Genomic DNA, 15,685 nt, shown 5'->3' with positions numbered 1-15,685 from the left:
TAAGTTTTTTTTAGCAGTTAAGCGTTCTTAACCAGGATGGTTTCCAAAACATTGGCTACATCCTCACATTTATCAGTAGCTGTTTCCATGGCAGCAAACAGTTCTTTATACTTGATGATGGTTTTCGCATCATCTTCAAACTCAAATAGATCAGCTACAGCGCGGTCAAAAATTAAGTCTGCCTGATTCTCCATACTATTGATCCGAACACATGAATCTGTAATTAAACGAATGTTCTTCAAATTTTTAAGTTCTTCAATCGCTTTGTTTACTTCAATGCAGCCCTGTAATATAAGTTCAGCTAGTTTAATGATCGGAGGTGTAATGTCTATAATTTTGTATAGTTCCATTCGGGCAGCAGAACCATGAATATAATCGGCAATATCATCCAATGCTGAAGCTAGAGAATGCATGTCTTCCCTATCAAATGGAGTGATAAAGTTTTTCCCCATCTCTAGAAAGATCAGGTGAGTAATGTCATCTCCAATATGTTCAAGTTTTTCAATATCCTGAGTTAGTTTCTTTCTTTTCTCTATGTCAGGTGTGTTAACGAGTTCATTAAGTGCTTCAGCTAAATCGATCAGGTTACCACTGGCTTTCTCAAATAAAGGAAAGAATTTTCTGTCTTTAGGTACAAAGTATTGGATAATGCTATTTAATGACATGTGTCTGTTTAAAATTACATGCAAAAATACCGTTCCAATGTTAAGCTAATGTTAAGTTTTTGTATTGTGGGCAAATAAGTTTAGGCGTTTGCAATGGTAAATGCGAAGGTGGAGCCCAATCCTTCTGTACTTCTCACGGTAATAGTTTGTTGATGAGCTTCTAAAATATGCTTCACTATGGCAAGGCCAATTCCTGATCCACCTATCTTTCTGGAGCGACTTTTATCAGTCCTGAAAAAACGTTCAAATACCCTTGGAAGGTATTGTTCCTCAATGCCAATTCCATCATCAGTTACCTCAACAAGAATCTGATCATGAAGTTCAAATATTTTGATACTGGTTTTACCATGTTTCTTACCGTACTTGATCGAATTGCTTACCAGGTTAATAAGTACCTGTTGTATCTTATCCCGATCTGCGTTAACCCATGTAGGGAAATTATACTTGTCCTTAAATACCAGTTGAATGTTTTGTTTACCGGCCTTTAATTCCATTTGTTCAATAACTTCCTTAATCAGTAAAGAAAGATCAAATTTCTTATAGTTGATTTGAATTTCCCCGCTTTCCAGTCTGGAAATCGCATCAATATCTTTAATGAGCAGACTTAGGCGGTCGATGTTTCGCGAAGCCTTCTCTAAAAAGCCCCTTGTGGTTTCATTATCCTCCAAACCTTCATCTTGTAAGGCTTCAATATAGCCCTGCACGGCAAATAAAGGTGTTTTAAGTTCATGTGATATATTGCCTAGAAATTCTCTTCTAAATTGCTCCTGCTTTTTTAATAGATCAATTTCATTTTTTTTCACTCTGGCCCATTCCTTAACTTCTGATTCCACATCGTTAATAGGGTCATCTGTTACATATTCTCCTAAGGCATCTTTAAGTTCCTTACCTAGCTTTAAATTATGTATCAGCTTGTAGATCAGCTTAATTTTGCTGTATACATACCGTTCAATCATATAATAAAAAACAATATAACTACATACCAGGGCTATTGCGAAGGTTACAATAAGGTGAATCCAGCTATGTTGAAAGTAATAGTTGGCAATGCCTAAAGAGATAGCTACAGCTAATGCATTGATCAGTACAAGTACCCGGAGTTTCATAATGCAATTATACTATAATTCTCCAACCCACTCAGCATGAAATTGTTTCAAAAAGCCCTCCATAAACTCATGGCGCTGGATAGCGATTGTTTTGCCACTCGATGTATTCATTTTATCTCTTAACAGTAACAGCTTTTCATAAAAATGATTCAGAGTAGGGGCCGTACTATTCTTATATTCTTCTTTGGTTTGATTCGGGTTTGGTGCTATTGTGGGATCGTACAACTGCCTGTTTTTATATCCGCCATAGGTAAAAGCTCTGGCTATTCCTATCGCTCCAATAGCATCCAGACGGTCTGCATCCTGCACTATTTTCATCTCAATGGAGGAAAAGGGGGCAGGTTCGAAGCTGGACTTAAACGACATATGCCTGATAATCTGCTCCACGTGATAAACTATGTTTTCGGATACAGCTAATGACTGAAGGAAGTTTCGTGCCGTTGCAGGACCAATCTCTTCATCCCCATTGTGAAATTTAGCATCCGCAATGTCATGCAAAAGAGCAGCAAGTTCTGCAATCAGATGATCTGCTGTTTCTGTCTTGAGCAAGAGCTGTGTATTCTTCCATACGCGCTCTATATGCCACCAGTCATGTCCGCTTTCTGCATTTTGAAGCGAATTCTTTACAAACTCAACAGTTTTAGTAATAAGATCAGTTTGTTTTATCATATCCCTCTGTGTTTAATCTACATTTGCGATCAGTGCTTTCAAAAAAGCATCAGGTACCTGAAGATGTGGAATGTGTCCTACGTTCGCAAACTCAATCAGTTTAGAACCCTTTATCTTGGCTGCAATAGTTTTACCAAGGATAATGTACTGCCCGTATTTTTGTTGATCTTCCTTAGAGAGTGCTCCTTTTCCAACAATCGTTTTATCAGCGGTTCCAATAAACAGAACAGTTGGAACTTTCAATAGCGGAAATTCATAAACGACAGGTTGTTCAAAGATCATAGTGAAGGTCATTGCAGCCACTTTTGCATACCTTGGGAAATCAGCACTTTTCGTTACACCTGCAGCAATTTGTACGAGGTAATCATACTCAGGCTTCCATTCCGGGAAATAAGAAGACTCGTAATATTTCTTTACACTTGCCGCACTTGTTTTCAATTCAGTTTTATACTGATCCTCTGTGCTCGAATAGGGTATAATCGTCCTGTAATCTTCTAATCCAATTGGGTTTTCCAGGAGTAGTTTACTGGTTACGCCAGGATACATTAAGGCGAAACGAGTAGCCAGCATTCCTCCCATGGAGTGCCCTAATACAGCTGTTTTCGAAATTCCCAAGCTATCCAGGAGTTGTTTATTAAAGCGTGCAAGCAAATGAAAGCTATAATGTATAAAGGGTTTGGATGATTTTCCAAAGCCTATCTGATCCGGAACGATCACGCGATAACCTTTATCGGACAAAGCTTTAATTACATTCGTCCAGTAATACCCACCAAAGTTCTTACCATGGAACAAAATGATGCTTTTACCATTTGGATTTTGTGCTTTCACATCCATATAGGCCATACGGATGTCCTGCCCCTCCGTTTGCAAATTGATAAAGCTTACAGGATAAGGGTATTTGACATTTTCAAGCGTAATTGAAAGGGTATCTGTTTGAGCAAAAGCAAATGTGCTAACGCTTAGCAATAATAGAAGTACTATCTTTTTCATGTTGTTCAGGTAGTGTTTTAATCCAGTTAACCTTGTATTTTTTGATTAAACGGACATTAAGTTCCTCTTTTAACGCTTCGGGAGCAGATATAGTTTTTGGATTGCCATCGCTTACAAATCGTGTTTGATGTTTAATCTGACTATTCATGAAGTTTTCAGGGTTTTCCTGATGCTCTCCTCCTTGTACCCTTTGAATTGCTAAAGCATCAAATCTTTTAGAATATGGGGATACAGAAGTAGCTGATCCGACAAGCATTACTGATTCATGTTTGTATTTCGTTCCCTCAAACTCACCCGATACCTCAAGCGCCCGGTTCTTTGCGTGCATGCCTAATGGTAAGGCCAGACTTTTAGGTTCATAATCTGGAAGAAAGGCCCGCATTTCTTTTACAAACATGCCCAGATGTTTTTGAGCCTCTTCATCACTTAGCTTCGATAGCTGGGCATGAAACCAGGTATGATTACCTATTTCATAACCGTTTTTCTGCAGCCATTCTAATTTCTGTTGTTTGTATTCCGGCTGTGCAAAGAGACGAAGGGTTGGTTTTATAGCCGGCAATACATAAAAAGTAGCTGTAAGGGGGAAATCAGGATGTGCTTTTTTAAAGCTCTCCACGATACCTACTGCACATTCAGGATCTATTACCAATTTGCCATTCTTTTCTAAAAAGCGGAACTGACCGGCACTAGAGTCATCAAATGTTAAGGCAAAAGGTGTTTTTCCTGCTGGCACATTCAATTCTCCTGATGCGATGGCATGTACGCTTACCGGATAATAATCATGATCATACAGTAATTGGAGGTCTTTCTTTAAATTTTGAGGAGTTCTTCTCCAACGTGCTTCCGGAGATCCAATTAAATGATATTCCAAAACCATCACACGTCCTAATTCATTCGGTATAAAGTCTTTATTTTTGAAAGTTTCAGCAGAAACAGTGCTTTCATCATTCTCCGTATCCGTAACTTCTTTTACGGTATCAATGGGTGTAGTCGTTACTAGTTTTGATGTTTTATAACAGGAACTTAACAAAATTAAAAGGGGGAGCGTAAAAGCCAAACAGTGTAAAAGAGAAGTTTTCATGTACTTATTATAATCTAACGAAGGTAGAGGTATTAAAACTGAAAACCAGCTTATAGTAGAGAAAATGATTTCTCATGTCCTTAAATAAAATATTCTTCCAGAGAGATCAAAAATAGTCTAAATACACTTAAAGGCATAATTAAGTCCATAATTGAGAAACTTTAATACACTAAAAAAGACCTCTTTTTTGCTGTATGAAAAGAAAATTACCTGTTTCTTGATTTTGTAGTGGTGTTGTAGTATAAAAAATGATCTAAATCACTTTTTATACCTTGTCTGTATGGGTTTTGTAGGGGTAAAAAATAGTTATTTGAACTAGTACTACTCTATTTTTGATCTGTTGCAACCAAGGCAACTAAAAATCAAACCAATATAAACTAATTAAAATCATTCTTATGAAAGGAAGAATTACATTGATTTTCTTCATTTCCTGCTTTCTGTGGTGCCCATTAAATCTTTGGGCACAACAAGTAGAGGTAACAGGAAAGGTAACTTTAAAAAGTGATGGCAGTCCATTACCCGGAGTTACTATAAGCGTACAGGGATCCCGTCAGGCTACGAGTTCCGATGCATCCGGTAACTTCAGAATCGGCGTTCCACGCATTGGTTCTGTACTCGTTTTTAGCCAGATCGGCATGCTTACTCAAAACCTGACCGTAACAAACAGTTCCCCATTAAATGTTATCCTCTCGGAAAGTACCAGTGCTCTCAATGAGGTAATTGTAGTAGGTTACGGTACACAAAAGAAAAGCCTCGTAACAGGTGCTATTTCATCTGTCCGTGCAGAAGAATTAAAAACAGTTTCATCCAGCAGAATCGATCAGGCACTACAGGGAAGAACTGCTGGTGTAAATATTATGCCTAATTCAGGTTCACCAGGTGCTGGAATTAGTATCCGCGTAAGGGGTACCGGATCAAACCGGGCATCGGAGCCTTTGTACATTATAGATGGTGTTAGAGCTGGAGGGATTGAATATATAGATCCATCAGAAATTGCCGCTATAGAAATATTGAAAGATGCTGCGTCAGCAGCAATCTATGGTGCCGAAGGTGCAAATGGGGTAATCATTATCACTACCAAATCTGGAAAGTTAGGAATGGCTCCTGTTGCTAATTATACCTTCCAGTATGGCGAACAATCACTGGGAAGTAAGCTTTCCCTGATGAATGCGCCTCAATATCAACAATATCTTGCTGAAGGTAATCTTACAGGACCAAGCGTTGCAGATGCAGCAGCTATAGGCGATGGTACAGACTGGATTGCCGAAGTCACCCAAAGTGCTCCTCAGCAACACCACACGATTAACTTTAGTGGAGGTTCAGATAAATCTACTTATTTAATTAGTGGCACTTATTTCACCCAGGAAGGTATTATTGGGGGAGAAAAGTCAAAATTTGACCGTTACACTTTCCGAATTAATTCAGATAACAAAGTAAAATCCTGGTTGAACGTAGGCGAAAGACTTTCTTATTCCAATTTTACCAGCCATGGTTTATCTGAAAATACCGAGTATGGATCTGTAGTAGGAAGCATGTTGTCATTGGATCCATTCACTCCTGTTACTTATACCGGCGATTTACCTGCCTTTGTGCAAAGTAAATTAGGAAATCCATTGGTGAAAGATGCAAATGGTAATTATTATGGAATCTCACAATATGTATTGGGGGAATTTGGCAATCCACTGGCTTTGATTCAGCAGACGCAAAGTCGTACTAACCAGAACAAGCTAGTTGGAAATGTATTTGCTGACATAGATCTGTTCAAAGGACTTAAGTTTACTACCAGGTTTGGAATCGATGCGGCTTTCGTTCGGACTCATGGCTGGAATCCTACCTCCTGGTATTCAAGCGAAAAATTGAATTCTACTGCAAATGGATTTGATTCACAGACCAATTATTTTAACTGGCAATGGGAAAATTTTGCTAATTATACCAAGTCATTTGGCGACCATAATTTAACATTTTTAGTAGGTACTTCTTCGCTAAAGAACCTGTATAATAACGTTGGCGGTAGTTATTCAGGTATATTTAAAGAAGAAGATAAATGGGCTTACCCTGATTTTGTATCTGATACACCTGAAAAGCTTGCTAAATTATACGGAAAGTATAGCACAGTAACCTTGCTCTCGTATTATAGTCGTTTGAATTATGACTATAAAAACAAGTATTTATTTGGCGCAACCATACGCCGTGATGGATCTTCAAAGTTTTTTACAGATAATCAATGGGGTACTTTTCCTTCAGTATCTGCTGGTTGGGTTATTTCCAAAGAGGACTTCTATACTTCCGGAATTTCCAAAACTGTCAATTACCTGAAATTGCGTGGAAGCTGGGGGCAAAATGGTAGCTTATCTAATGTTAGTAGTGGATCTTGGGCTGCATCTGTTTCTCAAGCTCAAAAGTATACCGATGGCAACGGTAATTTTGTTCTTGGTGCTGCTCCTTCAAATCTTCCTAATTTACCATTGACTTGGGAAACCAGTGAACAGCTGGATATAGGTTTGGATGCGAATTTTTTCAATAGTCAATTGGTGTTCTCCGCAGATTGGTATAAGAAAACAACAAAGGATTTGATTACCAATGGCTCTGCACCCTATTTCGCTGGAAACGTCTTGAATGATGTCAATAGCGGTAATGTGGTTAATAAAGGCTGGGAGTTTGAACTTACTTACCATAATGCCAATACTAACGCCTTCAAATACGAAATAGCGGGTAACATCAGTCCAATTAAAAATGAGGTAACCTATACGAATCCTTTGTATCCCGTAATTTTTGGTGCTGGAGTAGGAACAGGATGGCAAGCTACCCGCTTTGAAAAGGGACTTCCTATCTGGTATTTTTATGGTTATAAAACAGACGGAATCTTCCAGAATCAGGCGGATATAAATCAATACATATCAGATAACGGCCTTACCGGCTATAATCCAAAACCTGGAGATCCAAGAATTGTAGACGTTGACGGTAATAAAGTAATTGCTCCAACAGATCAAACTTACATTGGGGATGCGATACCTGACTTTACTTATGGAGCAAGGATCAATTTAAGTTACAAAGGCTTTGATTTCCTTGCATTTCTACAGGGTTCAAAGGGAAACGATGTTATTCTTGGTTTTGTCCGTAATGACCGTCGTACCTCTAATTTACCCGAATTCTTTTACACTGACCGCTGGACAGGAGATGGAAGTACAAATACCTGGTTTGCACCCAATGCAGATGCAAGGGTATACAATAGTGACATGATGGTTTTTGATGGATCGTATGCTCGTATTCGTCAAATGCAGTTAGGTTACACCTTGCCAAATACACTGCTTAGCAAACTGAGTGTAAAGAACGCCCGCTTCTATGTATCCCTTGACGACTTTTTTACTTTCACTAAATACAAAGGACTGGATCCTGAAGGTGGAAATAATGGAGGAAACAGTGTAGGAATAGATCGAGGAGCATATCCTGTTTCAAAGAAGGTGTTGGCTGGAGTATCCTTTAATTTCTAACAAATCGAAGTCATGAAGAAACAAACTATAAAAACGATACTATTAAGCATGGTCATAATGCTTACTATAGGAGGATGCAGTAAAGATTTTTTAGATCAGCCACTTGAAGGTAAGCTGACCGAAGACGAATTTTATAAAACGGATGCAGATGCAAATCTGGCCATTATTGCGGTCTATGACATTATGCAATCCGATTTTTGGAATGGTGGCTGGACCAGCATGCTGATGCTCAAAATCATGCCATCAGACGAAAGTAATGCCGGTGGAGCAAATACAGGTGATCAGCCCGGTTACCAGGATCTGGATAAATACACCACGACTCCACTGAATGATAAAGTATCAGCAGCCTGGCAAAAATGTTATACTGCTGTGTATCGTGCAAACAAGATCATTGTGAAAGTGTCTGCTGATACGGATATTCGTAAAAGAGTTATTGCAGAAGCAAAATTCCTGAGGGCGTATAATTATTTCGATTTAGTTAGCTTATGGGGAGATGTTCCATTGGTAACAACTGATATTGATCCTGCAAGTTATACCTCTATTGGAAGAACTCCAAAAGCTGATGTATATGCTTTAATTGAAAGTGACCTGAAAGAAGCAATCGAAGGGCTTCCTTTAAAAAGTGCATATTCCAAAGCAGATAAGTTCAGAGCTTCCAAAGGTGCCGCGCAAGCTTTATTAGGAAAAGTGTACTTATACGAAAAGAAATGGGCAGAATCTGCTGCTCAGTTTGAAAACGTTATCAATTCCAATGAATATCAGCTGGCATCATCTGTTGGTGCTGCTTTCTCAAAAGCTGGTGAATTTGGATCTGAATCCTTATTCGAAATCTCTTATTCCAATACTTCCGGTTATGATTATGGTAATTTTCCATGGAGTAACACACCAGAAAGTAATATCCACGTACAACTATGGGGACCACGTTCTGATGCAGGTTACGTAATGGCTCCCGGTGATTCCTTACTTGGAGGCTGGGGAATGAACCTGGCTAAACAAAAATTATATAATGCATTTGTAGCTGCAGGCGATGTAGTGAGAAGAGGACAAACTATCATGTCCAGAGATGAATTAATCGCTGCCGGTGGCAAATTTCCTGCCTCAGGTGTCTATGACTTTGATGGCTGCTTTCAACGCAAGTATGGATCATTCGCTACACAGTCCAGTACTTCTGCAGGTGCTGTACAAGAATTAAATTATGGTACCAACTGGAGGTTTTTACGCTATGCCGATGTCGTTTTAATGGCTGCTGAAGCAAATTATCGTGGAGGTGGAGTTTCAGAAGCCAAAGGTCTGGGTTATCTGAATAACTTAAGAACCCATCGTTCTATGCCGGTTTTAACTGGTCTTACTGGCAATACCCTCTTTACGGCTATCGTAAAAGAACGCCAATTAGAACTGGCCTTCGAAGGTTTCCGTTACCTGGATCTTGTAAGATGGGATCTTGCCGTGCAGGAACTCGGTCCACTAGGTTTCGTAAAAGGCAAACATGAACTTCTTCCGATTCCCAATAATGACGTAGTAACTGGTGGGTTAGCTCAAAATCCTGGTTATTAAGTCTATATAGCTATAGAATGGCTTAATAGGCCATTCTATAGCTATTTTGATATTAGTTGAATCCCCATTATCCTGTTTTTATGAAACACCTCCTTACTACTTCTTTACTCTTAATCTCCTTTTTTGCTAGTCCAATGGCCACCATAGGACAGCCAAACAATAAAGATATCACCGTTTACACTACTGCAAAAAATACAGAGTTACACCTTTCTCCAACGGGTACCCTTCATTTTAAGGAAATGAAACAACCTTTGGAAACTCAACTGATCATCTTTGTGGATCCTACTAAAACCTTTCAGTCTATCTTAGGCATAGGAGGGGCTATTACCGATGCATCTGCTGAAGTATTTGCCAAACTCTCTAAAGAAAAACAACAGGAACTACTTACTGCTTATTATGATAAAGAGAAAGGCATTGGTTACACACTAGGCCGTACAAACATCAATAGCTGCGACTTTTCAAGTGACAGTTATACTTATGTTGCCGATAACGATAAGGATCTTAAAACGTTTAATATCAGTCACGACAAAAAGTTTAAGATCCCCTTAATTAAAGAAATCCAAAAGGCAACAAACGGAAAGCTCAACCTATTTGTTACACCATGGAGTCCACCAGCATGGATGAAGACGAACAACGATATGCTGAAAGGCGGCAAGTTGAAACCGGATTTTATGCAACCCTGGGCTAATTACTATGGTAAATTTATCAAAGCCTATGAGGCAGATGGCATTCCTATCTGGGGTCTCTCTGTACAGAACGAGCCTATGGCTACACAAACATGGGAATCATGTGTTTTTACTGCTGAAGAAGAACGGGACTTTATTAAAAACTACCTGGGACCAACATTAAAAAAGCAGGGGCTGAGTGCTAAAAAGCTAATCGCATGGGATCATAACCGTGATCAGGTTTATCAACGCGCCAGCACAATTTTAAATGATCCGGAAGCCGCCAAATACGTTTGGGGAATAGGGTTCCATTGGTATGAAACATGGACAGGCACAGCTATGAACTTTGAGAACGTAAAACGGGTTCACGAAGCATTCCCTGATAAAAATCTGATGTTCACAGAAGGGTGCGTAGAAAAGTTCAGTCTCGATGATGTCAATAACTGGCGTTTAGGAGAGCGTTACGGAAATTCTCTGGTAAATGATTTTAATAGTGGTACAACTGGCTGGACCGACTGGAATATTTTACTTGATGAAAATGGCGGCCCCAATCATGTTGGTAATTTTTGTTTTGCACCCATACATGCAAACCTAAAAACCGGCAATTTAATTTATACCAACAGCTATTATTATCTGGGACATTTCTCCAAATTCCTGCAACCCGGCGCTAAACGCATCGTTAGTTCTTCAAGCAGAGTTAATCTTCAAACCACCGCTTTCATCAATCCGGATGGGAAAATTGTGGTCGTAGTGCTGAATATGTCAGAAGAAAAACTTCCCTATTATCTTTGGATTGCCGGACAGGGGCAGAAACGATAAGCTTACCCCATTCCATCAGCACATTAATTATAGGATAGTTCAGCGTCCTGAAGTTCTCCGGTATTAATTCACAATCAGTTTATACCCTTTTCCATGAACGTTAATAATTTCAACAGCAGGATCATCTCTCAAATATTTCCTCAGTTTACTTAAAAAAACGTCCATGCTGCGGCCATTAAAGTAGTTGTCATCATGCCAGATGCTCAATAGCGCCTCTTCACGAGTGAGTACATTATTCTTTTTGAGGCAAAGTAGGCGGAGCAATTCGCCTTCTTTAGTTGACAACTTTTGAATTAAATCATCCTTTTTGATCGACTGTGAGGTATAATCAAAATAATACTGGCCTATTTCAAATCTATCAGGAGTCGTCGTGGATGAACTGTTTTGGTTAGCCACCCTTTTAAGTAGCGCATTGATCCGTAAAAGCAGCTCTTCAATCCGAAATGGTTTGGTAATGTAATCATCGCCACCAAGTGAAAAAGCTTCCGATTTATCCTCAATCATCGCCTTTGCAGTAGCAAATATGATCGGAATCAGCGGGTTAGATTTTCTAATATCTTTTCCTAAAGAAAACCCATCTTTTTTAGGCATCATGATGTCAAGGATGCATAAGTCGAAGCTCTCTTTGTTAAAAAAGGTAAGTCCTTCTTCGCCATCTTTTGCGAGTTTTACTTCGTATTTTCCCTTCAGTTCCAGGTAATCCTGTAATAGCATTCCAAGGTTAGGATCATCCTCTACCAATAAAATTTTCTTCATTAGAGTTAGTAATTAAGCTTCAAAAGCACTGTTTTAAGAGGAATCATATACTGATTCAAGGCTTGGGTGACTTAGACGGTATGAAAAATAATTTCAAAGTCAGATCCCTTGTCCTTTTCGCTCTTCACTTTTATTTCCCCACGATGTCTGCTCACAATGTCATGCACATAACTTAAGCCAAGGCCAAAGCCTTTTACATCGTGCAAATTGCCGGTAGGGATACGGTAAAACTGTTCAAAGATTTTCGATTGGTGATCTTTACTCATCCCAACACCATGATCAGATACGCGGATTACCAATTTTTTCCCTGTGTTAAAGGTCGATATTTTAATCTCAGGAATCTCCTTGCTATATTTCAGGGCGTTGTCTATCAGATTGAAAATGACGTTACTTAAATGGAGCTCATCTCCATTAATAGCCGCATGCTCTGCTTGCAGGTCAAGTTGTACTTTCGCGTTCTTTTTTTGAAACTGTAGCTCCATACTGTCGGATATGGCACTAATCAGATCATTCATCTCTACTTTCATAAAGTCGAGCTTCAAGTCACCCTTATCCAGCTTGGCAATATTCAGAACGCGTTCAATATGGTTACCTAAGCGGATATTTTCATCGTAAATGATCCCCGCTAAACGACTAATGCGCGACTTATCTTCTGTAATTTCCGGATCTTTCAGTGCCTCACTGGCAATCATAATCGTGGCCACAGGAGTTTTAAACTCGTGCGTCATGTTATTTATGAAGTCAGTTTTCATCTCTGAAAGCTTTTTCTGCCTGAAAATAGTCATGATGGTAAAGGCAAAACACCCGATTAATACCAATAGCAAACTTGCGGAAGAGGCGAGTACTGCATGCATATTTTGAAACATGTACTGGTTCTTACCCGGAAACATGACCGTAAGTAAACCGGTGTCAGATATAATTCCCTTTGGAAAAAGCGTCGTATGATAAATGCTTAAGTCGTCATTTTTCCCCTCCACATTGGAGATGCTTGAAAATAACAAGGAATCGGAATTTGCTGTCGAAATCTTATAGGAATAATCCAGATTAATTCCCCTGTTAATTAACTCAGTTTGCAAGAGCGTATCCACTGTCCTGGGATTCACTCGTCTGAGTAGTGGAATATCAAATTGCTCATAGTCGTTTGCCAGATCTTCAAATATCGCAGACTTATGATTTGTCTTTTTTGCGCTACTAAAGAATTGATTCATGCTTTTTGCTTCCTTATGGCGCTGTTCTCTGAGTTGTTGCTCCCTAAATTGAGTCTCTTTCTGTTCCTTGGTAAGTGCTAATTCTTTAATCAGGGTCTGGTTTTTTCGTGGCAGTGATACCACCCTTATGCCTGCAACGGGATCTTCAATCAGATAAAAAACAGTGTCTTTAACCGATGAGCGGGCTTTTTTTAGCTTTTGTCCTTCCGCATTGTCCACATACAGTTCATGTACTTCATTCTGAAACACTTGTCCATAGTCATCAACGGACTGATGCATTTTTATTTTGAAATGTACTTTACTTAATTGATCGGGATCACGAAAATAGGTTTCATAAAAATCATTGTCTATGGTCATGATCCTTGGAAACTTACTCCTTAAGGTGCTGTCACGTTTTTTAAAATCCTTTTCTATATTCTGCGAAAGCGCATTTATGCGGGTAGTAAAGCGTTCAACCTGCCTTTTTGCCTGTAGCCTATCCTGTCTTTTTTCCTCAGCATTTTTCTTTAATTCTTCTGCAATAGCCTTTCTTTTAACAAAAAGCATTGCATCCTGTTTAGCCAGTTTATTCGTTACTTCGCTGAGGGAACTATTTACAGAAAGATCGAATAGTTGAGATTTCTGAACGTAAGATTCGCGAATAAAATAATATTGCATAGCTATCACACCAAACAGTGCGGCACTCATCAATCCTAGAATAAGAGCTATACTTCTTTTCTTCATCCTTTACAAAAATACATAAGTGCCTGTCCTGTAATTATCTTTTAACATTTTTTAACACAGCTATTCTTGTCTCAATAATTTTTTTAAATTAAAAAGGCCCCTTGCATCTCGCAAAGGGCCTTTTTAAACGCTTTAGAATATGATGTTAGTATAAGCTTTTCGTGATGAAAAGCTAGAATGGTAAGTCATCATCTTGTGGTGCTGCATTGAAATTCGCTGGCGGAGCATATTCAGGAGTGCTGCTTTCTGGTGTTTCGCCATTAAGAACATTCACTCTCCATACAATTAACGAATTGAAATAACCTGTTTTACCAGTTTTATCTTTGTAAGCACGACCACGCAGATTAAAAAACACCTCTACCTGATCTCCAACCTTCATGCTATCAAGTAAGTTTACCTTATCCTGCAATGCTTCGAATTTTATGTATTCGGGGTACGTAGGATTCTCTGCATATTCTACAACTAACTCTCTTTTCTTAAATGATTCAGTAACATTCATTACCGGAGAGATCTCATGTACTTTTCCCTTAATATCCATACTTTTAGTTCTTTTAAAATCAAATCAAAACTGGCGAAATTAATTGATTAACTTTGAAAATATTTTATGCAAGTTTTCAACACTCCCAGCAGGATCATTATTACCTGCAACAACAGGCTTACGCCTTATCTTATAAATGAGGTAGAAGCATTAGGTTTCGATATCAAACGCAAATTTAATACAGGACTAGAGCTGGAAGGCACTGTCAACGACTGTATCGTATTAAATCTTAATCTGCGCACCGCCAGTCAGGTCTTATACTCCATTAAAAGTTTTGATGCACCCAGTCCAAAAGAACTTTACGACGGTTTAATAGAAATTGCATGGGAAGAGATCATTGATTTCGCCGGTTATTTCTCCATTACATCCAATGTAGAGAACGAACACATCCGCACATCACTATTTGCCAATGTAAAAGTGAAAGATGCAATTGTCGACCGGATCAGAGACAAGAAAGAAGTAAGGCCTAATACCGGCTCTTCAATCGACAAAACTGTCGTTCATCTTTATTGGAAAGAGAATGTAGCTGAGATTTTTATAGATACTTCCGGAGAAGTGATCTCCAAACATGGCTACCGGAAGTTACCCGGAAAGGCACCTATGCTGGAAGCTTTAGCAGCATCTACTATCCTGGCGACCAAATGGGACCGTAAAAGTACTTTTGTGAATCCAATGTGTGGATCGGGTACACTTGCTATTGAAGCAGCTCTTCTTGCTACTGATAGAAGGCCCGGTTTGTTCCGCATGAACTATGGTTTTATGCACATTCTTGGTTATGATGAGCAGGTGTTTTTCGAAGAACGCAGAAAGCTGAAAGATGCTGTTATTAAGCAAGTCGACATCAAGATTATTGCCAGTGATATTTCGGAAGAAGCAATTGAAGAAGCCCGTCAGAATGCAAAGACTGCCGGTGTTGATCAGCTGATTGATTTCCAGGTATGCGACTTTGCTGATACGGTGATGCCTGAGGAAAAAGGTGTAATCATGTTCAACCCTGAATATGGCGAACGTATGGGAATTCATTCCCAGCTTGAAATTACTTACAAACGTGTTGGTGATTTCTTAAAACAGTCATGTAGAGGTTATTACGGATATGTGTTTACCGGAAACCCTGATCTGGCCAAGAAAATCGGATTAAGAGCTTCCCGCCGTATAGAATTTTACAATGGGAAACTGGATTGCCGTTTGTTTGAATATGAATTATATGATGGCTCACGTCGCGAACCTTTAGTGGAAACGGTAGTTGAACCAATAGTAGAATGATAATACAAAGAGGCCCTAAAAGCCTGTTTATAGTTCAAAAAATAGGCTGCATCGTAAATACGATAGCAGCCTATTTTTTTGTCAATATGAAATAAAATTTCATTGATTAAAATCAGTTCAATCTATTCTATAAGCGGGCTTGAATTGATATTGCTTTTTT

General features: G+C 39.0%; 12 protein-coding genes. 4 read left to right on the top strand and 8 right to left on the bottom strand.

The features are described 5' to 3' along the window. Positions 1 to 17: 17 nt before the first annotated feature. The 5 genes from ADIARSV_RS11210 to ADIARSV_RS11190 all read right to left on the bottom strand — a co-directional run bounded on the left by ADIARSV_RS11210 (position 18) and on the right by ADIARSV_RS11190 (position 4,508). Positions 18 to 665, bottom strand: a complete 648-nt coding sequence (locus tag ADIARSV_RS11210) for a DUF47 domain-containing protein (RefSeq protein ID WP_016195635.1) — start codon at positions 663 to 665, stop codon at positions 18 to 20. 80 nt (positions 666 to 745) lie between these two features. Next, a complete protein-coding gene (locus ADIARSV_RS11205; protein ID WP_016195634.1) occupies positions 746 to 1,768 on the bottom strand; it encodes a sensor histidine kinase in 1,023 nt (340 codons plus the stop codon). A 12-nt stretch (positions 1,769 to 1,780) separates the two neighbouring features. Continuing rightward, on the bottom strand, positions 1,781 to 2,437 hold the full coding sequence (locus tag ADIARSV_RS11200) for an HD domain-containing protein (protein ID WP_016195633.1): 657 nt from the start codon (positions 2,435 to 2,437) through the stop codon (positions 1,781 to 1,783). Positions 2,438 to 2,449: 12 nt separating this feature from the next. Then, entirely contained in the window at positions 2,450 to 3,427 is a 978-nt protein-coding gene (locus ADIARSV_RS11195) for an alpha/beta fold hydrolase (protein ID WP_016195632.1), read from the bottom strand. Next, on the bottom strand, positions 3,390 to 4,508 hold the full coding sequence (locus ADIARSV_RS11190; RefSeq protein WP_016195631.1) for a polysaccharide deacetylase family protein: 1,119 nt from the start codon (positions 4,506 to 4,508) through the stop codon (positions 3,390 to 3,392). The genes ADIARSV_RS11195 and ADIARSV_RS11190 overlap by 38 nt, the downstream gene beginning before the upstream one ends. A gap of 395 nt (positions 4,509 to 4,903) precedes the next feature. Between ADIARSV_RS11190 and ADIARSV_RS11185 the strand changes: the two genes are divergently transcribed. From ADIARSV_RS11185 to ADIARSV_RS11175, 3 genes are all read left to right on the top strand, one after another. After that, on the top strand, positions 4,904 to 7,999 hold the full coding sequence (locus ADIARSV_RS11185) for a SusC/RagA family TonB-linked outer membrane protein (RefSeq protein WP_016195630.1): 3,096 nt from the start codon (positions 4,904 to 4,906) through the stop codon (positions 7,997 to 7,999). 12 nt (positions 8,000 to 8,011) lie between these two features. Then, positions 8,012 to 9,553 (top strand): RagB/SusD family nutrient uptake outer membrane protein, encoded by a 1,542-nt coding sequence (locus ADIARSV_RS11180; protein WP_040299843.1) that lies wholly within the window; start codon positions 8,012 to 8,014, stop codon positions 9,551 to 9,553. A gap of 80 nt (positions 9,554 to 9,633) precedes the next feature. Beyond that, positions 9,634 to 11,037 carry a glycoside hydrolase family 30 protein gene (locus ADIARSV_RS11175; RefSeq protein WP_235048408.1) on the top strand — a complete coding sequence of 468 codons (1,404 nt, stop codon included), beginning with the start codon at positions 9,634 to 9,636 and terminating at the stop codon, positions 11,035 to 11,037. A 63-nt stretch (positions 11,038 to 11,100) separates the two neighbouring features. Here ADIARSV_RS11175 and ADIARSV_RS11170 read toward each other — a convergent pair whose 3' ends face one another. The 3 genes from ADIARSV_RS11170 to ADIARSV_RS11160 all read right to left on the bottom strand — a co-directional run bounded on the left by ADIARSV_RS11170 (position 11,101) and on the right by ADIARSV_RS11160 (position 14,262). After that, positions 11,101 to 11,793, bottom strand: coding sequence for a response regulator transcription factor (locus tag ADIARSV_RS11170; RefSeq protein WP_016195627.1), 693 nt, complete (start codon positions 11,791 to 11,793; stop codon positions 11,101 to 11,103). 71 nt (positions 11,794 to 11,864) lie between these two features. Then, a complete protein-coding gene (locus ADIARSV_RS11165; protein ID WP_016195626.1) occupies positions 11,865 to 13,724 on the bottom strand; it encodes a sensor histidine kinase in 1,860 nt (619 codons plus the stop codon). 172 nt (positions 13,725 to 13,896) lie between these two features. Continuing rightward, positions 13,897 to 14,262 carry a DUF3127 domain-containing protein gene (locus tag ADIARSV_RS11160; RefSeq protein WP_016195625.1) on the bottom strand — a complete coding sequence of 122 codons (366 nt, stop codon included), beginning with the start codon at positions 14,260 to 14,262 and terminating at the stop codon, positions 13,897 to 13,899. Between the two features lie 66 nt (positions 14,263 to 14,328). Between ADIARSV_RS11160 and ADIARSV_RS11155 the strand changes: the two genes are divergently transcribed. After that, on the top strand, positions 14,329 to 15,525 hold the full coding sequence (locus ADIARSV_RS11155; protein WP_016195624.1) for a THUMP domain-containing class I SAM-dependent RNA methyltransferase: 1,197 nt from the start codon (positions 14,329 to 14,331) through the stop codon (positions 15,523 to 15,525). Positions 15,526 to 15,685 lie beyond the last annotated feature (160 nt).

It is taken from the genome of Arcticibacter svalbardensis MN12-7 (assembly GCF_000403135.1).
In the GTDB taxonomy this organism is placed as follows: Bacteria; Bacteroidota; Bacteroidia; order Sphingobacteriales; family Sphingobacteriaceae; genus Arcticibacter; species Arcticibacter svalbardensis.
The sequence above is the reverse complement of the archived record's forward strand: the minus strand, read 5'-3'. Positions and strand labels throughout refer to the sequence as shown.